15 protein-coding genes and 1 pseudogene are annotated in these 18,921 nt (G+C 59.8%); 5 read left to right on the forward strand and 11 right to left on the reverse strand.

What is annotated here, in order from left to right:
- Positions 1 to 217: 217 nt before the first annotated feature.
- Positions 218 to 2,725: a DUF1217 domain-containing protein gene (locus tag ACPYOP_RS16885; protein WP_481411514.1), complete on the reverse strand. Its 2,508-nt coding sequence runs from the start codon at positions 2,723 to 2,725 to the stop codon at positions 218 to 220.
- 317 nt (positions 2,726 to 3,042) lie between these two features.
- Here ACPYOP_RS16885 and ACPYOP_RS16890 point away from each other — a divergent pair, with 317 nt between their 5' ends.
- Entirely contained in the window at positions 3,043 to 3,609 is a 567-nt protein-coding gene (locus tag ACPYOP_RS16890) for a DUF6101 family protein (protein WP_481411515.1), read from the forward strand.
- Positions 3,610 to 3,681: 72 nt separating this feature from the next.
- Here ACPYOP_RS16890 and ACPYOP_RS16895 read toward each other — a convergent pair whose 3' ends face one another.
- The 3 genes from ACPYOP_RS16895 to ACPYOP_RS16905 form a co-directional block, all read right to left on the reverse strand.
- Positions 3,682 to 4,137 (reverse strand): N-acetyltransferase family protein, encoded by a 456-nt coding sequence (locus ACPYOP_RS16895; RefSeq protein WP_481411516.1) that lies wholly within the window; start codon positions 4,135 to 4,137, stop codon positions 3,682 to 3,684.
- A gap of 40 nt (positions 4,138 to 4,177) precedes the next feature.
- The gene (ubiA, locus tag ACPYOP_RS16900; RefSeq protein WP_481411517.1) at positions 4,178 to 5,137 is read right to left on the reverse strand and encodes a 4-hydroxybenzoate octaprenyltransferase; all 960 of its coding nucleotides are present in this window, start codon (positions 5,135 to 5,137) and stop codon (positions 4,178 to 4,180) included.
- A 180-nt stretch (positions 5,138 to 5,317) separates the two neighbouring features.
- Positions 5,318 to 6,100 (reverse strand): MipA/OmpV family protein, encoded by a 783-nt coding sequence (locus ACPYOP_RS16905; protein WP_481411531.1) that lies wholly within the window; start codon positions 6,098 to 6,100, stop codon positions 5,318 to 5,320.
- Positions 6,101 to 6,411: 311 nt separating this feature from the next.
- On the opposite strand from ACPYOP_RS16905, the gene ACPYOP_RS16910 reads away from it, so the two are divergent.
- A complete protein-coding gene (locus tag ACPYOP_RS16910; protein WP_481411518.1) occupies positions 6,412 to 6,846 on the forward strand; it encodes an Ig-like domain-containing protein in 435 nt (144 codons plus the stop codon).
- Between the two features lie 98 nt (positions 6,847 to 6,944).
- Here ACPYOP_RS16910 and ACPYOP_RS16915 read toward each other — a convergent pair whose 3' ends face one another.
- Complete coding sequence (locus tag ACPYOP_RS16915) at positions 6,945 to 8,204, reverse strand: class I SAM-dependent methyltransferase (RefSeq protein WP_481411519.1); 1,260 nt, start codon at positions 8,202 to 8,204, stop codon at positions 6,945 to 6,947.
- A gap of 290 nt (positions 8,205 to 8,494) precedes the next feature.
- Positions 8,495 to 10,658 (reverse strand): annotated as a pseudogene (locus ACPYOP_RS16920) (Tex family protein); the annotation flags it as partial.
- A 241-nt stretch (positions 10,659 to 10,899) separates the two neighbouring features.
- Between ACPYOP_RS16920 and purD the strand changes: the two are divergent.
- The 3 genes from purD (at position 10,900) to ACPYOP_RS16935 (ending at position 14,890) form a co-directional block, all read left to right on the forward strand.
- Positions 10,900 to 12,168, forward strand: a complete 1,269-nt coding sequence (gene purD, locus ACPYOP_RS16925) for a phosphoribosylamine--glycine ligase (RefSeq protein WP_481411520.1) — start codon at positions 10,900 to 10,902, stop codon at positions 12,166 to 12,168.
- Between the two features lie 111 nt (positions 12,169 to 12,279).
- Positions 12,280 to 12,702 (forward strand): plant virulence effector HPE1-like domain-containing protein, encoded by a 423-nt coding sequence (locus tag ACPYOP_RS16930; RefSeq protein ID WP_481411521.1) that lies wholly within the window; start codon positions 12,280 to 12,282, stop codon positions 12,700 to 12,702.
- A 373-nt stretch (positions 12,703 to 13,075) separates the two neighbouring features.
- Positions 13,076 to 14,890, forward strand: a complete 1,815-nt coding sequence (locus tag ACPYOP_RS16935) for a methyl-accepting chemotaxis protein (protein ID WP_481411522.1) — start codon at positions 13,076 to 13,078, stop codon at positions 14,888 to 14,890.
- A gap of 74 nt (positions 14,891 to 14,964) precedes the next feature.
- On the opposite strand, the gene ACPYOP_RS16940 is transcribed toward ACPYOP_RS16935, so the two are convergent.
- From ACPYOP_RS16940 to ACPYOP_RS16960, 5 genes are all read right to left on the reverse strand, one after another.
- Positions 14,965 to 15,459 (reverse strand): 2-thiouracil desulfurase family protein, encoded by a 495-nt coding sequence (locus tag ACPYOP_RS16940; protein ID WP_481411523.1) that lies wholly within the window; start codon positions 15,457 to 15,459, stop codon positions 14,965 to 14,967.
- Positions 15,456 to 15,773 carry a helix-turn-helix domain-containing transcriptional regulator gene (locus tag ACPYOP_RS16945; protein ID WP_481411524.1) on the reverse strand — a complete coding sequence of 106 codons (318 nt, stop codon included), beginning with the start codon at positions 15,771 to 15,773 and terminating at the stop codon, positions 15,456 to 15,458. Before ACPYOP_RS16945 ends, ACPYOP_RS16940 begins: the two co-directional genes overlap by 4 nt.
- Position 15,774: 1 nt before the next feature.
- Positions 15,775 to 16,095: a type II toxin-antitoxin system RelE/ParE family toxin gene (locus ACPYOP_RS16950; protein WP_481411525.1), complete on the reverse strand. Its 321-nt coding sequence runs from the start codon at positions 16,093 to 16,095 to the stop codon at positions 15,775 to 15,777.
- 60 nt (positions 16,096 to 16,155) lie between these two features.
- Positions 16,156 to 18,384, reverse strand: a complete 2,229-nt coding sequence (gene glyS, locus ACPYOP_RS16955) for a glycine--tRNA ligase subunit beta (protein ID WP_481411526.1) — start codon at positions 18,382 to 18,384, stop codon at positions 16,156 to 16,158.
- 1 nt (position 18,385) lies between these two features.
- On the reverse strand, positions 18,386 to 18,921 hold a 536-nt coding region (locus ACPYOP_RS16960; protein WP_481411527.1), incomplete at its 5' end, for an endonuclease domain-containing protein.

Genomic DNA, 18,921 nt, shown 5'->3' on the forward strand with positions numbered 1-18,921 from the left:
GACCTGCAACCCAGTCATTGATATCGCCGTTGGCTTCTCAAATCGAATAGGGCAAGGATGGTTAATAAGTTCCTTCCTGCGCTTGTGGAAAGCAGCCATTCCGCACCCGGAAAACATGTCCGAATATTCTCGAAATCTCTGTGGGAACAAGGGCATGACGCAGCTCAGCCGCACGGAAGTGCGGCAATGAGACAGGTTAAATTTTTTGTCGGGCCCATCAGCGCGATGAGGACAGCTGCGCGATGGAAAGCAGCGTGTCGGCGCTGATGCCGGCGCTGGAAGAGGAGCCGCTGAGAATCGAAAGCGCCGGAGATGTCGAGGAGGTCGTATTGTTCTCGAGGTCGTACATCGCGGAGAAGCGCTGCAGCAGCTTGTTGACCTTGTCGGGGTCCTGCAGGTCGGTGACGTCGATGAATTTGCTCAGCATCTTGGCCTGGGTGTCGACATCCATGTTGGAGATCGAACTCGGCAGATTGTAGGTCGTGGTGATGACCTCATAAAGTGCCGAATCGCCCATGATGTCGTAAACCGAATTGATATCCGGAGCCTTGCGCTGGAAGTAGAGGGCCAGGCGCACGCCGGCATTGGTCTCACCTTCCTGATCCTCCAGCGTCTGATGGAGGTAAAGATCATTGGTGGCGGCAAGAGCACCCTGGTTTTGCGCCGTGCCGAGCTTGCCGTCGGTCAGGTTTCCGTCGGTATCGAAATTGAACGCCTCGACGATGCTCTTGAACTTGGCGCCGTCATCCGTGTTGATGAAGCTCTTCGAATCGGACGGATCGGAAGCAAACGCCTTCTTCAACGTCGCCGTATCGACGCTCTTCGGATCGATGTCGTTAGCTTTCAGGATGAAATTGGTCAGCTTGCTATCGGCCAGCAGATCCTTGACGCTGGTGACCTTGACGATATTGGTCGCAAAATAGGTGCCTGCGTCCTTGGCGTCGTTCGTCGCCTTGGTCAGCTCCGCGCCCGTCAGCCCGGTCGTGGCGCGGCTGGAATATTGCGAGATATAGCTGTTGACTTGCGCCTGCGACAGGGACTGGACCGGCGGCTTCAGATTGCCTTTGCTATCGAAGTTGAAGGCCTTGGCAAGTTCGGTGAGACGAGGATCCTTGAGCGAATTGACATAGCTCTTCGGATCGTAGGGATCGCTTTCGAGGATCTTCGTCAGCTGCGACTTAGTGACTTCATTGTCGCCGATCCCATAGGCACGCAGCGCCATCTGGTAGAGTTCCGGCGCACTATCGTTGGAAGAATCGCTGTCGCTCGTGTTGCTCGCAAAGAAATCCTTGATGGTCTTCACGTCGGTGATGCGGTTCTTGTAGTTGTTGACGGCATCCGTCGTCAGCGTCGACTGCGACGACTTGTAGGTGCTCATATAGGCCTTGGAGGCCGCGTCGATCTCATCCTGCGACTGCGCGGTCTGGCCGGAGGCGAGCGTGCCGTCCGATTGGAAATTGAACTGCGAAACGACATCGGTCAGGCCGAAGATGGCGGCGGTCGATGGATCGGCGAAGGCGTTCTTGAAGACGACCGCTGGTGTCGTCGGATCGATGTTGTAGGCCTGCTTGATGTAGTCGAAGAGGCGCGTATCCGAGGTCAACTGGTCCACGGAGGTGATCGAACCGATGTGGTTCTTGTAGTAAAGGTCATTGTCGGCCGCACCGACCCTCGTGACGAACGAGGGCACGGTGGAATTATAGGCGCTCATCACGTCGGCCTGCTGGCCGAGGGTCTGGGGGCCTCCCGGATAGTTCGCGGTATAGGCCGTCGTCGTGGCGCTGATCTGACCTGCGGTCTGCGCCTGCGAGCCGGAGGCGACCGTTCCATCGCTCTGGAAATTGAACTGCGCCATGACATCGGTCAGCCCGTTCGAAGTCGCCGTACCCGCATCCTTGGCCGAAGCGTTGAACTGATCGGCCGTGATGTAGGCGGGGATATCGAATGCCGTCTTGACGTATTGAAACAGCTGCGGGTTGGACGTCAACTGATCGACGGAGGTGATCTTGCCGATATTGACCTGGTAATAGGCCGTATCGCTATCGGCCGTCGATGTCTTGACCGTGCCGTCGGCATTGAAATTGAATTCCGCTACAAGGGCCTTGTCGGCGGCGCTGCCGTTCTGATTGACATAGCTGTTGGGGTCGCTGGTATCGCTCGTCAGCATCTGCTTCAGAATGGAGTTCGACGCGTAGGTCGGGTCGATGCCATAGGCCTGCAGGACATAGTTGCGCAGGCGGGTATTGCCGAGGAGATCGTCGACCGTCTTAACGGAGCTGACATTCTGGCTGTAATAACTCGTTTCGGCCGCCGCGGCCGTCTCCTCATTCGTAAACGACTGCTGATAAAGCCCGATGAGATCGTCTTCCTGTGCGCCGGTCTGTGCCGTATTCGTGCTGCCCGTGCCGAAATTGAACGCGGCGGCGAACTGCTTGTAGCGCGGATCGGTGAGCTTGTTGGCGAAACTGCTGGAGTCGCTGAGGTCGCTCGTCAGCACCTGTTTCATAAAGGCCTTGGCATAGGTCATATCCGAAAGCCCGTAGGCTTCCATGGCGTAACTGTATAGCTGATAGTCATTCAGGAAGTCATCGACATCGGTTACTTTGCCGATATTGGCCTTGTAATAGTCGATCAAGCGCTTGTTTTGCGACTGCGATGCCACCTGGTTGAGCGAGGTCGCCATATCTCTGGTTGCGATCGTATAACCAAGATAAGTGGAAATCATCAGCAGAATCCCAATAGATCTCTAATAAAGGGGACGAATCTAGTTGTCATTATTGCATATAAACCTTACCTGAGACTTACACGGCCTCGCCTTATGCGTGCACTATATTGGCGCACTGCCCTGCCGTGTGTTCATCTTATGGAAACCCTGATGCATCCGATTTTGCTAACCATTTGAGGACGCAAAGTTTTCTTAACCTCGATTTTTAAGCTGTCTGGAAGGGACGGCGCCTAATCTGCCCAACAACGAGAGGACAAAAGTTCTCCGAGAGAAGACCGGAACAACCGGCTCTCAGGTAAAGCAAGGGTAGAAAATCGATGACAAATACCGTCCTGAAGCCCGATTGGGCTGGAACCACACTGCGGCTTGATCCTGCGCGTTTCCCGCAACAGGTCAGCTACGCCATGCAAGGTGCCGTAGGTGATGTCACCATTACGATCGACGAGCGCGGCGCGGTGCTGCGCAAGATCCTGCCGTCCAGCGGCCTGCCGTTGTCCGTTGCCCTGCCGAAACGGGCCTTCAAGGGTGTCGCCGCCCGCGCCATCGACCATGGCGACGGTGAAGTCACCGTGACGCTGGAACTGCATCATTCCGATCCGGATCTCTGCATCCCCCTTCTCGTCGCCCACGACCTCAGCGATATTGCCGCCGACTGGCGTTCTTGGTCGGAAGCCTTCCGCATTCCGATGCTGATGATCGAAGCCGACGGCGTTGCCCGTCCGCTCGAAGAACATCTCGGCGGCGTCCGCTCGCAGGACAGCCAGCCGCGTCGCCGCCACTCCTATTTCGCCGATCGCCGCCCGCGCTTCCTCGTGCGCCGCACGACGGGCAAGCTCGGCGTCAAGATGAAGATCGAAGGCCGCGAGATCATCGCAAGGCATTGAGCCGCATCGGCTCGAAATCTGGTCATTCAGAAAGACCGGCCGTGGGACGAACAATCCCGCGGCCGAATTCTTTTATGGCGCCAGCGAACGCTCCATGACGACAGTCCGTTCATCGCCATAGAAACTATCGCCGACGACATTGAAACCGATCTTCTCGTAGAAGCCCTGCGCGGTAACGGACGAGGGGACGGACAAGGTGACGATGTCCCGCGCTATAGCGGCATGTTCGATTGCAGCCATGAGGCTGGCGCCAATACCGCGCCTTTGCGCGGAAGGAGAGACGAACACCGTACGCACGACGGCGCCGTCGAGGCTGGCAGTGCCGATAATGCTTCCGTCGTCGATCGCCACGAAGACCGAACGACCGCCCAGCAGCTTGCGCACGGCTGCGGGATTGAAACCTTCGGCAACACGATCGATGACATGCGGAGGGTAATCTTTCGCATTGGTCTCACGAAGTGCTGCAAGGATCACGCCGCTGATGGCTTCGGCATCCGCCTCGGATGCCAAACGGATTTCACATGCCATGACGAGTCCTCAAGAACCGCATGCGCCGGATCCAGTCCCCTTACGGAATCAGAAACAGGAACGACAGGAAGAGACCGGCAAAGATGATCAGCCCGACACGATTGTTCGATTTGAACAAGGCAAGGCACTGCTCGCCATCTTTGATGTCAAGCACGGCAATCTGGTAGGCGAACATGCCGCCGGCGACAAGCAGGCCGAGATAGGCAAGCCAGCTCGTTCCGGCCAGCGCGAAGGACATCAGCATCAGCAGCAATGTCGCACCATAAAGGCCGACCAGCCAGAGGCGCGTCTGGTCACCGAAGAGCCGGGCGGTCGAGCGCACACCGATGAGTTCATCGTCTTCCTTGTCCTGATGCGCGTAGATCGTGTCGTAGCCGATCGTCCAGAGGATGGAGGCGAGATAGAGCACGATCGGGGCAAGCGACAGGCTGCCGAAAAGGCCTGCCCAGCCCATCAGCGCGCCCCAGGAAAAGGCAAGGCCCAGGAAGAATTGCGGCCAGTCGGTGAAGCGCTTTGCAAAAGGATAGAGCGCGACGATGGCAAGCGACAATATGCCGAGAACGACCGCAAACCAATTGAACTGCAGCAGCACCAGCAGACCGACCAAGGCCTGTAGCGCGATGAAGGCTTTGGTCTGCGCGCGCGTCACGCGGCCCGATGGCAGCGGGCGCGAGCGCGTGCGCGCGACCGACATGTCGATCTCATGATCGACCAGATCATTATAGGCGCAGCCGGCGCCGCGCATGGCGACGGCGCCGATGAAATAGAGGAAGAGGTGATAGATCACCACGAAGCCCGGCGAGCCATGCCCCATGGCGACCGAGGCATTGGCCGCCAACGCGACCGACCAGAAGCACGGCCACATCAGGAGCTCCCAGCCGATCGGCCTGTCCCAGCGCGCAAGCTGGGCGTAGGGCCACAGCCACGGAGGCAGGACGCGATAGACCCAGTTGCCGGATGGCGCGTCAGCAACGCGCCCATTGTCGCCTGTGTTTTGCATAGGCGAGTAGTAGTGACATCCGGCGCCCGAGGTCAAGCGGCGGGGCTTTAGAGCCGGATGATTTCAGGTCGCAACCACCTGAAATCTGAAGTCCGCTCTAAAATCAAAGAATTAGAGCATGATGTCGTCCGAAAACCGCTCAAACGCTTTTCGGTATCATGCTCTGGCCCCACCTATTTCTCAATGCGTGGTGAAATTGAACTTGTAGCTGGCCGAGAGGCCGATCAGCAGCTGGTTGCGGTCGCCGCGCTCGCGCACGAGGCTGCTGTCGGCAGCCGGGCCGGTAAGCCGGGTATATTCCAGGAAGGTGCTGGTGGTCCAGTTTTCGGATGCCTTCCAGGTCAAGGCGCCGCCGACACCGACGGACTTCACCCCGCCGCCCGGATTGTAGCGGCTGAGGCCGGAAGCGGCCGATTCACGCGCGTCGACACCGTAATAGGTGTTGAAGTAGTCGTTGGTGGCCATCGTCATGCGCGGACCGCCCGAGAGGCGCAGCTCCGGCGTAATGTCGGTAAAGGCATCGATGGCCGTATCGGCGACGAGGCCGCTATGAGAGCGAATGCCCTGCCGGACTTCGATGCGGGCGCGCAGCCAATCGGTCGGATAGGCTTCGGCGAAACCACCGGCCTCAGCACCCCATTTCACCTTCTTCAGCCCCCTCAATTCGCGCCCGTCGCTGCTGTCGCGGCTCGGCACGAACTTGCCGACGATACCGACGCGGAAGGCATCGCTCTCGATCAGCGCGAAGGACGGATTGTCGTTGCGCGAGGAAAAGCGTGGGCCGGGACCCTGCCGGCCGATCGAGACCAGCGGCGACCACTGCAGCTTGTTGTGCTTGCCGCCTTCGAATTTCGGCGCGGAGAAACCGGCTGCACCGACGCTTAAGTACCAGTCACCCGACCAGAAATGCTGGCCATCACCCGCGGAGGCGGCGCCTGCATAGGCGACGGAGAGGCCGAAAATGAAAAGAAAACGCGACTTTGCAAACACACTGCAACTCCATGATACGCAATACAAAGGGCTATGAACGCAGCCCCCGAGTTGCCGCAAATTATTCGGATCGCGTTACCGCTCTCTTAACCACAAGACGCTGAATTTGGTGAAAGAGCCAAATTCAGGTTGCGTGGGCGGCGGCGACGGGCATGCGGTAATCTGTCGCGGTGATTTAATTGATGTTTAAGTTACTCAATCATAGGTAATGGCTGACCTAGGTAAAGTCGGCCGTTTCTTTCGCCGGCCGTTTCGCAGCCCCTGTTTCCCAAAAAGAGCAACGAATGAAGACCATATCCCTGATTTCCCTAGGTCTCCTCCTTGGCGCCGGCGTAGCGCTTTCCGGCTGCGTCAGCGCTCCGATCGGCGGCGCAAAACAAACGGAGACGAATGGAAGCATTCGCGCGGGCAAGAGAACCCAGGTCATGTCGGTTTCGTTTCTGAAACCTGACTGCACGTTCGCATCCTATCCCTATACCGCCGTCATCAAGCCAAGCAGCCACGGCAAGGTCGAGATCACGCACGGAGCCGTCAAGGCGCATTTCCCGAGCGATGATCCCATGCATATGTGCAATGGCAAATCGGCGGAGGGTACCATCGTCTACTATACGCCCGATGCCGGCTTTACCGGCACCGATCAATTCACGATCCGGATGACAGGGTTGAATGCGGCAAATGGTGTTGCCGAGCACACCTTGAAGATTCGCGTTGTCAAATAAGCTCAGAACGTGCCCTACCGGCTCGAGCCATGAATGAGAAACGCCGGCGCATGTTGCCATGCCGCCGGTGCAAAAACCGCTTGGGTCTCAAACCCCAGCTAGAACGTCACCTTCTCCAGAGGTGCCCGCTCTGCCTCGAATTCCTTCAGCTTCGCCTCGCGTTCCCAGATGTAATTGCGGTTGTCCGGTACGGCGAACTGGTTTTTAGCGATCTGGATCTGCATGATGAACAGCTCATCCCAGCGGAAGCCCATTTCGGAACCGGCCAGATAGAACTCCCACATGCGGAAGAACTTCTCGTCGTAGAGGGAGACGGCATCGGCCTTGCGCGCCACGAAGCGATTGCGCCAGTGCCGAAGCGTATAGGCATAGTGCATCGGCAGGGTTTCGACATCCCTCGTCAGCAAGCCCGCCTTCTCCAGCGGTGGCGTGGTCTCGCCGATCGACGGTATATAGCCGCCGGGGAAGATATACTTTTCGATGAAGGCGTTGGTGGCATAGCTCGGCTTCGGACGCGCGATCGAATGCAGCAGCATGACGCCGTTGTCGTCGAGCAGCTCCGAAACCTTGCGAAAGTACTTGCCGTAGTCACCGATGCCGACATGCTCGAACATGCCGACGGAGACGATGCGGTCGAACTTCCGGCCGGTCATATAGCGATAGTCCTGCAGCTCGAAGCGGACGCGATCGGAAAGGCCGCGCTTTGCCGCGCGGTCACGCGATACTTTCAGCTGCTCTTCGCTGAGCGTAATGCCCGTCACATCGAGGCCGGGATAGGCTTCGGCAAGATACATGGCCATGCCGCCCCAGCCGGAGCCGATCTCCAGCACCTTCTGGCCGGGCTCGACCAGCAGCTTCGCCGCGATATGGCGTTTCTTGGCCAATTGCGCTTCGTACAGGCTGATGCCGGGCGGATTGAAATAGGCGCAGGAATATTGCCAATCCTCATCGAGGAAGAGATCGAACAGCTTTGCCGACAGGTCATAGTGATGCGCAACATTGTGCTTGTTGCGGTTGATCGGCGAGCGACTTTTGATCTGCTGCCAGGCGATGCGGCCGAGTAGCAGCGCGGCCATGCGGAAATCGAAAATCTCGTTGGTGGTATTCTGCTTCACCAGCGAGAGGAATTCATAGATATCCCCCTGCTCGAGGATGAAGCGGCCCTCCATGTACATCTCGCCGAGCTTGAGCGTCGGATCGCGCGCGACGGCGTCTTCCGCCTGCTGATCGGCAAAACGAACGGCCACCGTCTCGCCGGTTCCGTCGCCGACCATATGGGTCTCGCCGGATGCGAGCGTAAGCCTCAGTGAACCTTTACGGACGAGTTTCTTGACGAGAGAAAAGAGTGCCGACGCCATGGACGCCTCGAATGTTATGACATGACATTAAGGCAACTTTAACGTCTCACAGCATTGTGGCAAGCGTAGCTTTTCGCAGTCATTGGCACCCTGGCAACAACGCTGCCAGAGTGTGGCATTCTTGCACGGAGTTCCGCTAAGTCCTTATTTTCGTTTAAATGCGTCGGCCAAAGCGGCTCCGAAACTACCCTGTTGTTCGGCCTTCGGACGGGTATTCTCCCTAACGCCAGCATTGCGTGCGCTACCCTGCTCGCGCGACTCACGTCCGGACGGAGCCGCCATGGCGCCGCCGTCTTTGCGCATGGAGAGGCCGATTCGCTTGCGCTTGACGTCGACTTCCACGACCGTGACCTTGACGACGTCGCCAGCCTTCACGACCTCATGCGGATCCTTGACGAAGCGGTCCGCCAGCTGCGAGACATGCACCAAACCATCCTGATGGACGCCGATGTCGACGAAGGCGCCGAAGGCGGCGACATTGGTCACGGTGCCTTCCAGCAGCATTCCAGGCTTGAGATCGCCGATCTCGTTGACGCCTTCGGCAAAGGTTGCGGTCTTGAAGCTCGGGCGCGGGTCCCGGCCCGGCTTTTCCAGCTCGGAGATGATGTCGCGCACGGTCGGCAGACCGAACTTGTCGTCGATGAACTGCCTGGGATCGACAGCCTTCAACATCGCCGTATCGCCCATCAGCGTGCGCAAGTCGCGGCCGCAGGCGGCAACGATCTTCTTGGCGACGCCATAGGCTTCGGGATGCACGGAGGAAGCATCGAGCGGCTCCTTGCCGTTGGGAATGCGCAGGAAGCCGGCGCATTGCTCGAAAGTGCGCTGGCCGAGGCGCGCGACCTTCAGGAGATCGCGCCGCGTCTCGAACGGGCCCTCGCCGTCACGATGCTTGACGATGGCATCGGCGATCGAGGGCCCCAGGCCCGAGACGCGGGATAGCAGCGGCGCAGACGCCGTGTTCAGATCGACACCGACGGCGTTCACCGCATCCTCGACCACCGCATCCAGCGAACGCGACAGTTTCTGCTGGTCGACATCGTGCTGATACTGGCCGACGCCGATCGACTTCGGCTCGATCTTTACCAGTTCGGCCAGCGGATCCTGCAGGCGGCGGGCGATGGAAACGGCGCCGCGCAGCGAGACATCGAGGCCGGGGAATTCCAGCGCCGCCGTTTCCGAGGCGGAGTAGACCGATGCGCCGGCTTCGGAGACGATGACCTTGGTCGGCTTCGGCGCCGGCAATTCCGCCAGCATGTCGGCCACCAGCTTCTCGGTTTCACGGCTGCCGGTGCCGTTGCCGATGGCGATCAGCTCGATCTTGTGCTTGCGGACGAGCGAGGCAAGTGTGGCCTGCGTGCCGCGCACGTCATTCTTCGGCGGGAAGGGATAGACCGTCGTCGTTTCCAGGAGCTTGCCGGTGCCATCGACCACGGCAACCTTGACGCCGGTGCGGATGCCGGGATCGAGGCCCATGGTGGCGCGCGAGCCGGCGGGAGCGGCGAGCAGCAGATCCTTCAGATTGCGGGCGAAGACATGGATGGCCTCCTCCTCCGCCCTCTCCCGCAACTCGCGCATCAGGTCGAGCGAGAGCGACATTGAAAGCTTCACGCGCCAGGTCCAGCTCGCGACCTCCGTCAGCCAGCGGTCGCCGGGCCGGCTTGCGCCGATATCATAGGCCGAGGTGACCATGCGCTCGACCGGCTTGTTGGGCGAGACGGCGTCGGTATCGACTTCGATGTTCAGCGTCAGCACCTCTTCGTTCCAGCCGCGCAGCATGGCGAGCGCGCGATGGCCGGGAGCCGTCGCCCAGCGTTCCTGATGTGCAAAATAATCCGAGAACTTAGCGCCAGCTTCCTGCTTGCCGTCGACGACGGCAGCCTTCAGCGTGGCATTGGTCTTCATGTAATTGCGCAGCTTACCGAGCAGATCGGCATTTTCGGCAATGCCTTCGGCGATGATATCACGCGCACCTTCCAGCGCCGTCTTCACATCGGGGACATCGGCGGTCAGGAAACCTTCGGCGAGGGCGGAAGGCTCCTTCGAACGATCGGCAAGGATGGTGTCGGCCAAGGGGCCGAGGCCACGCTCTCTCGCAATCTCGGCGCGGGTACGGCGTTTTGGCTTATAGGGCAGATAGAGATCTTCCAGCTCGGACTTGGTGGCCACAGTTGCGATCTTGGCCATCAGCTCGTCGGTCATCTTGCCTTGACCGTTGATCGATTCGATGATGGCGGCGCGGCGGCCTTCCAATTCGCGCAGATAGACGAGCCGCTCCGCGAGGTTGCGAAGCTGCGTGTCATCCAGGCCGCCGGTCACTTCCTTACGGTAGCGTGCGATGAAGGGCACGGTCGCGCCTTCATCGAGCAACTCGATGGCGGCCTTGGCCTGGTCCGAGCGGGAGTTGATCTCGGCGGCGATGGTTGCGGCAAGGGAACGGATATCAGCGGCCATGTGTCTCTCTGAACTGAACGATCGTGAGGGACCATAAGCATGATCCCGCGGACATAAGAAGCGGTTTCGGCACGGAACACGCCAATCCGGGTATGGAGATGGCGTGAGGCAGAAGCGCTTCCGCTTTAGCGGGATAAAAAGGCATGGCAATGTTGCCGGCCCGGCCTCCACAGGATTTGCCGCTTGACCTTTGGCCCAAGCACCCTTAACCGCGCAAAAGGACGCAACGAAAGGGCAAGCCATGAGAGTTCTGTTGATCGGATCGGGCGGACGCGAGCATTCGCTGGCCTGGAAACTGGCGCAATCGCCTCTCATGACGGAATTCTATGCCGCGCCCGGCAATCCCGGCATTGCCGAGCATGCGACACTCGCCGTGCTCGATATCGACGATCATGATGCGGTCATTACCTTCTGCAAGGACAAGGCCATCGACTTCGTCGTGGTTGGCCCCGAAGCGCCGCTGGTCGCCGGCATTTCCGACAAGCTGCGCGCCGCCGGTATTGCCGTCTTCGGCCCTTCCGCCGCCGCCGCCCAGCTCGAAGGGTCCAAGGGTTTCACCAAGGATATCTGCGCCCGCTACAATATTCCGACCGGGGCCTACCAGCGCTTCAACAATGCACCGAAGGCGAAAGCCTATGTCCGCGCACAAGGGGCGCCGATCGTTGTGAAGGCGGACGGCCTTGCGGCGGGTAAAGGCGTCACCGTCGCGATGACGATCGACGAGGCGCTTGCGGCGATCGACGATTGCTTCGAGGGTGCCTTCGGCGAGGCCGGCGCCGAAGTTGTGATCGAAGCCTATCTCGACGGCGAGGAGGCGAGCTTCTTCTGCCTTTGCGACGGCAAGCATGTGCTGGCGCTTGCGACCGCGCAGGACCACAAGCGCGTCGGCGACGGCGATACCGGGCCGAACACCGGCGGCATGGGCGCCTATTCCCCCGCCCCCGTCATGACGCCCGAAATGGTCGAGCGCACCATGAAGGAAATCATCGAGCCGACGATGCGCGGCATGGCGAAAAGCGGCCATCCCTTCAGCGGCGTCTTCTTCGCCGGACTGATGATTACCGCCAAGGGTCCTGAACTCATCGAATACAACGTCCGTTTCGGCGATCCCGAATGCCAGGTGCTGATGATGCGGCTGAAGAGCGATCTGCTGCCGCTGCTCTTTGCCTGCGCCAACGGCACGCTGGATCAGGTGACGGCCGAATGGAGCGACGATCCGGCGCTGACCGTCGTCATGGCTTCGAAGGGCTATCCCGGCTCCTATGCCAAGAACACGCCGATCGCCGCGCTGCCGGCCGACGGCGAAGGCGCGAAAGTGTTTCATGCCGGGACAGGCCTGAAGGACGGCGCGCTGGTGGCGACCGGCGGCCGCGTGCTGAACATTACGGCAACGGGCAAGACGGTGGGCGAAGCAAAAGAGCGCGCCTATGCCCTTGCCAGCGAGGTGGAATGGGACAACGGCTTCTATCGCAGCGACATCGGCTGGCGTGCCGTCGAGCGCGAGGCGTAAACATCTCGGCGCTTTTGCAAGCGCAAGTCCATTAAATGTTTACCTAATCTCCTGACGGGATGGAAATAAAGGCCCGCTAAAGTCTTCGTCATTATGGACGGAGTTGTTGTTATGCGTTCCTTCTTTCTGACCTTGGCATGCATTCTGGCTGGCGGCTCCGCCATGGCCTCCTCCATCCAGTCCATCGACGGCACGATGCAGAGTGGCGACAGCAGCATCGTCGACAAGAGCTGCGCCGACTGCCCTCCCCTCAAGCCGAAAGTGGCTGAAAAAGAATACAAGGTGCCGACATTGGCGCCTGGCACGCAATCGGTCGTGGTCCGCAGCATAGACGGCGAAAAGAAGGTCGTGCGGACAGAAGCCTGGATGGGCGGATCCCCCGTCATGTTCGTCAGCAAGCCGACACCGGAAGCCCTGGCCGCCACCGCTGAACCAATCGATGGGATCGATCTGGCGGTGAAGACCGCAGCCCTGCCTGATATCACGGCGGCTCCCAAAGCCCTCGACCTCTCCGGCTTCCAGCTGCGTCAATAGCTGCAGGCGCCATTCGTTGCGACGATATTTGCCGATCATTGCTGAGCCTAAGGAGCAACGGCTTGGCACACTTTATACATCGTATAATATTCGATATTCCTAAATTACAAAAAGATGAACACGGAATAACTGAAGTTATTCGTAAGCCTGCATAAGTATTATTTGTGGTGAGGCGGCATATCTCCAGTTTCAACTCGCGACAAATACAACCACTCCCTTAAAATTAAAGAATTTTTAGACATAAACGGCGATTTTACTCATCACCGGACAGCAGCATGTCATTCGAGCGGCGGCAAACGTATTGAGAATCTCTCAGGCGATCGCACAGGCGGTAGGATACCGCACCGGTATTCACCTACCTGTGGGAGGCATTATGAAGAATCTCAAGATTGCGCATCAACTCTTTGCCCTGCTCGGCGTCCTGATGGCCGCCTTCGCCGTGGCCACCTATTTTCAGATCCGGTCACAAGCCGATTCCATCTATGACGACCGCTTCGACATGCTGCGCACGCAGGTCGAATCCGGCATCTCCGTCTTGAATCAGTATTATCAGCGCGAAAAATCCGGCGAGATGACGCATGAGGCCGCCCAGGCCGAGGCCTTCAAGGTCTTGTCGCATGTCAGCTTCGCACCATCAGGCTATTTCTTCGGCTTCGACTACAATGTCGTGCAGCGCATTCACCCGAGCCCGGTCAACATCGGCAAGGACATGTCCGGCCAAGTCGACAAGAACGGCACCCATTTCAGCAAGGAAATGGTGGAGAAGGGCATCAAGGGCGGTGGCCGCACCATCTATTACTGGAACAAGCCCGGCCATCCCGAAAGCGATTTCTTCCTGAAGGGCAGCTATTCGGCCGCCTTCGCTCCCTGGCAGATCGTGCTCGGCTGCGGCGTCTACATGGACGACCTGGATGCGCAGATCAACGCAACGATGTGGCGTGCCCTGCTCATCTGCGGCCTCGTCTTCGTGATCGGCGTCGGTGCGGCCCTTTATTTCATCCGCGGCATCACGAAGCCGCTCGCCGAAGTCCATGCCGCGCTCAAGGCAGTGGCCGACGAAGACGTGAAGATGGTCATACCGCATGCCGAGATGCGCAACGAAATCGGCCTGATGGCCAAGGCAACCCAAGCACTGCAGGAGAAGGTTCGCGAACGTCATATGCTGACCGACCGCCAGGCCGCACAGGAACTCGAAATCAGCAACGAGCGCGAACAGAATCTGCGCCAGCAGCAGGACGAAGCCCGCGAACAGGCGCGCGTCGTCTCCATCATCGGCAAGGCGCTCGAAGACCTCGCCCAGGGTAACCTGACGATACGCTGCGGCGATCTCGGCGCCAGCTATGCCGGCCTTCGCAATAACTTCAACGAGGCGCTGTCGCACCTCGAAGCCGCGATGGGCCGCGTCAACGCCAAGGGCAACGACATCGGCCTCAGCAAGGAAGAGATCCGTCGTGCCTCCAACGAGCTGTCGCAGCGCACCGAGCGCCAAGCCGCCAGCCTGGAAGAAACCTCGGCAGCACTCGATGAACTCACCGTCGCCGTGCGCCAGACGGCGGAAGGCGCCGATGAGGCCAGCAAGCGCGTTCATGCCGTCAGCGCCGAAGCATCGCGCAGCGATGCAGTGGTTGCCCAGGCAATCGAAGCGATGAGCGGCATCGAGAAGTCTTCCGCGGAGATCGGCAAGATCATCGGCGTGATCGACGAGATCGCCTTCCAGACCAACCTCCTGGCGCTCAATGCCGGCGTCGAGGCAGCGCGTGCCGGCGAATCCGGCAAGGGTTTTGCCGTCGTCGCCCAGGAAGTGCGTGAACTCGCCCAGCGCTCCGCGGCAGCCGCCAAGGAGATCAAGGACCAGATCGCCCGCTCTTCCGGCCAGGTCGACCAGGGCGTGCGCCTCGTCGGCGAGGCAGGCGAAGCGCTGAAGCGCATCTCCGATCAGATCAAGGCCGCCAACGAAATCGTCTCGAAGATCGCCCACAGCGCCTCCGAGCAGGATACGACGCTGCGCTCGATCTCGTCGTCGATGAACCAGCTCGACGCTGCCACGCAGCAGAACGCCGCCATGGCCGAGGAGACCACCGCATCGGCCGAGACGCTCGCCGCCGATACGGAGGATCTTCTCGCCCTCATCCGAGGCTTCCGCGTCAACGAAGGTCGCTCGGCCATGGATCATCGCCGCGCCGCCTAAGCGACATAGGCCAGAAACCACGAAACCGCCGGGCTTGCGTCCGGCGGTTTTCTTTGAAGCTGCGGTTGACTGCTTCAGTCCGCGGCCTTCAGCCGCTCGACCAATTTCTCGATCTCACGATCGGAATAGACCTCGATGCCGGCCTGCTTGAGTAGTGCCGCAGTCACTCCCCTGCCGCTCTGCCGGCCGCCGGAAAATGTGCCGTCATAGATGAAGCCGGAGCCGCAGGACGGGCTGCCGTCGATCAAGAGAGCGTAGCGACAGCCGGTTTCCGTCGCGAGCGCCAAAGCATTCTCCGCCGCCTGACGAAACTCCGCCGTGACATCGCCGCCTGTGATCTCCACCACACACGCGGAGCCGGCAAGCACGTCTTCGCCGGTAGCACCGCCTGCAATTTCGGCCGGCGGTCTCGGTACGGCCATTCCGGCGGACATTTCCGGACAGATCGTCACCAACAACCCCTCCTCGCGCCAGCGATCGATCGCCGGATGGACAAGCGGCTTGGAACGACCGTCATAGCGGACGGCATGGCCCATGAGGCAGGCGCTGACGAGGATTTTAGGCTTCATGCAGCCGCCGCGACAGCGAGATGCACCCCAGTGGACTGCTGTAACTGGCTAATAATATTGAAAAGATTGTCGGCGCGCGGATTACCCTTGGCGCTGAACATGCGCATCAGGCTCTTTGGCGGGATGCCGACTTTTTCGGCGAGGGATTCGAAGCCGATGGTGGCATTGATGAAATCGCGCAATACGTCCTTACCGACATCTATCTCGCCGGCGAGCAGTAATTCGATGGCTTCCGAAAGTAGCCCTGCCCGGAACTCTGGATCGACCTGAGCACGGGCCATGACCGTTTCCCTAAATTCTCGCGTCAGTGCCATCTCAGTCTCCCTTCCTCTGTTTGTAGTCCAGCCAACGTTCTTGTGCTGCCTCAATATCCGCTTGCTGCCGCTTTTTTGTTCCGCCGGCTAACAAGATTACGAGCTTATCGCCGCGACGAGCGAAATAGATGCGATAGCCCGGTCCATAGTCCAGGCGATACTCCATCACACCGCCACCAACGCTTTTGACGTTCGACGTATGGCCGTGCGCAATCCGCCCGACAGCGGTTCGTACTTTCAAAGCTGCTCTGGTATCAATTGTGGCGAACCACGTGGCAAAGGGGCTTTTCCCCTGCCGATCGGTATACTCGATAAGTTCCATGCTTGTTAATGGTAACATATACGCCACCATTGACAAGCATCAAAGACTTAGAGTGACAGTTCAGCCCGCGATCTTCGAGAAGTCGGCGACCGTGCCGGTGGCCTCGCGGATCAGTCGCAGCAGCGCCAGTCGATTGGCGCGGATGGCGGCGTCCTCATCGTTGACGAGCACGTCTTCGAAGAAGCGGTCGACAGGCGCGCGCAGCTTGGAAAGGGCTGACATGCCCGAGCGGAAATCTTCCTTGGCGATCGCATCGGAGGCTTCGGCGGAGGCAGCCTTCACGGCAGCAAAGAGATCTTTTTCCGCGTCGAGCTTCAGCAAGGCTTCCGAAACGCTGTCGGCAACGACGGTGCCCTTCTTCTCTTCGGCGGCCAGAAGCTGGGTGGCACGTTTGGTGCCGGCCAAAAGGTTCTTGCCGTCCTCCGACGTGATGAAGGCCGTCAGCGCTTCGACGCGGCGGGCGACCATCAACAGATCGTCAGCCTCCGGCGTCAGCACGGCATCGATCAGGTCATGGCGGGCGCCGAGATCGCGCAGATAGACCTTGAGGCGATCATGGAAGAAGGCGAGCAGATCGGCATCCCCAGCGGTCGCGAGCAGCGGCAGGCGAACGCCGCGCTCCAAGAGGATGCGGACGACGCCAAGGGCTGCACGGCGCAGCGCGTAAGGATCCTTCGAGCCCGTGGGCTTTTCGTCGATCGCCCAGAAGCCGACGAGCGTGTCCAGCTTGTCGGCGAGTGCTACGGTGATCGCAACCTTGTCTTCGGGGACGCGGTCGGAGGGGCCTTGCGGCTTATAGTGATCTTCGATCGCGGTTGCGACGGAGGCGTTCTCGCCCTGCAGCGATGCGTATTTGCGGCCCATAACGCCCTGCAGCTCGGGGAATTCGCCGACGGCTTCGGTGCGCAGGTCGGCCTTGGCAAGCACGACGGCGCGGTCGACCAGCGCGGCATCGGCGCCGGTAATCTTGGCGAGGTCAGCGGCCAACGCACGGATACGGGCGACACGCTCGCCCTGGCTGCCGAGCTTGGCATGGAAGGTGACGTTGAGCGCATCGAGCTTTGCCATGCGCTGATCGAGCGGCTTCTTCAGATCGAGGCCGAATTTCGCAGCAGACGCTTCCAGCGTTTCGAGATCGGGCAGATCGCCCTGGTCGCGCTTCCAGAAATGCAGCGCGTCGGAAAGACGGGCGCGCACGACCTTGCCGTTACCGTGGATGATTTCCTCGCCGCCATCCGTCGCCTGGATATTGGCGACGAGAACGAAGCGGTTGGACAAAGCACCCTCCCCTTGAGGGTGAGGGTCGGCCCGCAGTGCCGGGGTGGGGTGATTTTGCTGAAACAAGGGGTCACCCCCACCCGCAGCTTCGCTGCGACCTCCCCCCTCATGGGGGAGGTGGGAACCTTGCGGGCGGGTGACGAAACACTTCTGATTGGTCTTGATGGTCAGGCGGATGATCTCGGACGGGATCGACAGATAATCCTCCTCGAAGAAGCCCATCAGCACCTGCGGCCATTCGACGAGTCCGGATACTTCTTCCAGCAGGCCTTCGTCTTCGACCAGTTCCAAGCCGTTCGCAAAGGCGACATCGCGGGCATCATGCAGGATGATATCCTTGCGGCGCTCGGCATCGAGGATGACATTGGCTTTTTCCAGGCTCGAGACGTAATCATCGAAGCGCTTGACCGTGATCGCATCGGGCGCATGGAAGCGATGGCCGTAGGTCACGTTCGAAGCGACGATACCGTCGATCTCGAAGGGGATGACCGTGGTTTCTTCATGCTCGGTGCCGAAGGTGCAGACGATCGACTGCAGCGGGCGTACCCAGCGCAGCGAACCGGGCTTCACCGAGGCCTTGCCCCAGCGCATGGATTTCGGCCAGGGGAAGTTTCTTACAATGTCCGGCATGATCGCAGCGACGATTTCCTCGGCGGCACGGCCGGGCTTGGAAATGATCGCGACGTAGAAATCGCCCTTCTTCGGGTCGCTTTGCACCTGCGCTTCGGAAATGGAAGACAGGCCCGCACCACGCAGGAAGCCTTCAATCGCTTTCTCGTTAGCATCGGTGCGCGGCCCCTTGCGCTCCTCGCGCACATCGGCCGAGCGCGCTGTCAGGCCTCGAATGTCGAGCGTAAGGCGTCGCGGCGTCCAATATTCCCTCGCACCCTCATAAGAAAGACCTGCTTCGATAAGGGCATCGGTCACCAGCTTCTTCAGGTCGCCGGCAGCCTTGCGCTGCATACGGGCGGGAATTTCCTCGGAGCGGAGTTCGAGAAGGAGATCGGGCATGTCAAGGTTCCTCACCCTCCCCTTGAGAGAGAGGGTCGGCACGGCGTGCCGGAGTGGGGTGAAAACGGTCGGCCTCTGCTAGCAAAATTTGCCGCTGCTGCACAATGGCAAATATCGTATCGAGAACCGCCTCGACCTCATCCATGACCTCGGCATTCCAGAATCGGACGACATGGTAGTCTTGGCTCTCAAGATAAGCCGTGCGCTCGGCATCATAACGCCTTGCCGCGTCCTGCGCATGCTGGCTGCCGTCAAGCTCGATGATCAGGCCGATCTGATGACAGGCGAAATCAGCGAAATAGCGCCCGATCGGAACTTGGCGTCGAAAGTGCGTCCCTTCGATCGGGATGCGCCACAAGTGCTTCCAAAGCTTGGCTTCCGCATCGGTCGAACCGGCGCGCAGACGCCGGCTGTTGGCGATTTTGAAACGGTCGAGTTTGGAGGGCTTTTTGGGCAAAAGAATCTCCAAGGGGTCAAAACAGCGAAGTTGACGAGTCGCGAGATACACCCTCCCCTTGAGGGGGAGGGTCGGCACGC

The organism is Rhizobium sp. KNZ2-6A (genome assembly GCF_056755475.1).

Excerpts from the sequence above, each read along its gene's own strand:
- ACPYOP_RS16885 (WP_481411514.1), bottom strand. The coding sequence starts at position 2,725 with ATGATTTCCACTTATCTTGGTTATACGATCGCAACCAGAGATATGGCG.
- ACPYOP_RS16890 (WP_481411515.1), top strand. The coding sequence starts at position 3,043 with ATGACAAATACCGTCCTGAAGCCCGATTGGGCTGGAACCACACTGCGG.
- ACPYOP_RS16895 (WP_481411516.1), bottom strand. The coding sequence starts at position 4,137 with ATGGCATGTGAAATCCGTTTGGCATCCGAGGCGGATGCCGAAGCCATC.
- ubiA (WP_481411517.1), bottom strand. The coding sequence starts at position 5,137 with ATGCAAAACACAGGCGACAATGGGCGCGTTGCTGACGCGCCATCCGGC.
- ACPYOP_RS16910 (WP_481411518.1), top strand. The coding sequence starts at position 6,412 with ATGAAGACCATATCCCTGATTTCCCTAGGTCTCCTCCTTGGCGCCGGC.
- ACPYOP_RS16915 (WP_481411519.1), bottom strand. The coding sequence starts at position 8,204 with ATGGCGTCGGCACTCTTTTCTCTCGTCAAGAAACTCGTCCGTAAAGGT.
- purD (WP_481411520.1), top strand. The coding sequence starts at position 10,900 with ATGAGAGTTCTGTTGATCGGATCGGGCGGACGCGAGCATTCGCTGGCC.
- ACPYOP_RS16930 (WP_481411521.1), top strand. The coding sequence starts at position 12,280 with ATGCGTTCCTTCTTTCTGACCTTGGCATGCATTCTGGCTGGCGGCTCC.
- ACPYOP_RS16935 (WP_481411522.1), top strand. The coding sequence starts at position 13,076 with ATGAAGAATCTCAAGATTGCGCATCAACTCTTTGCCCTGCTCGGCGTC.
- ACPYOP_RS16940 (WP_481411523.1), bottom strand. The coding sequence starts at position 15,459 with ATGAAGCCTAAAATCCTCGTCAGCGCCTGCCTCATGGGCCATGCCGTC.
- ACPYOP_RS16945 (WP_481411524.1), bottom strand. The coding sequence starts at position 15,773 with ATGGCACTGACGCGAGAATTTAGGGAAACGGTCATGGCCCGTGCTCAG.
- ACPYOP_RS16950 (WP_481411525.1), bottom strand. The coding sequence starts at position 16,095 with ATGGAACTTATCGAGTATACCGATCGGCAGGGGAAAAGCCCCTTTGCC.
- glyS (WP_481411526.1), bottom strand. The coding sequence starts at position 18,384 with ATGCCCGATCTCCTTCTCGAACTCCGCTCCGAGGAAATTCCCGCCCGT.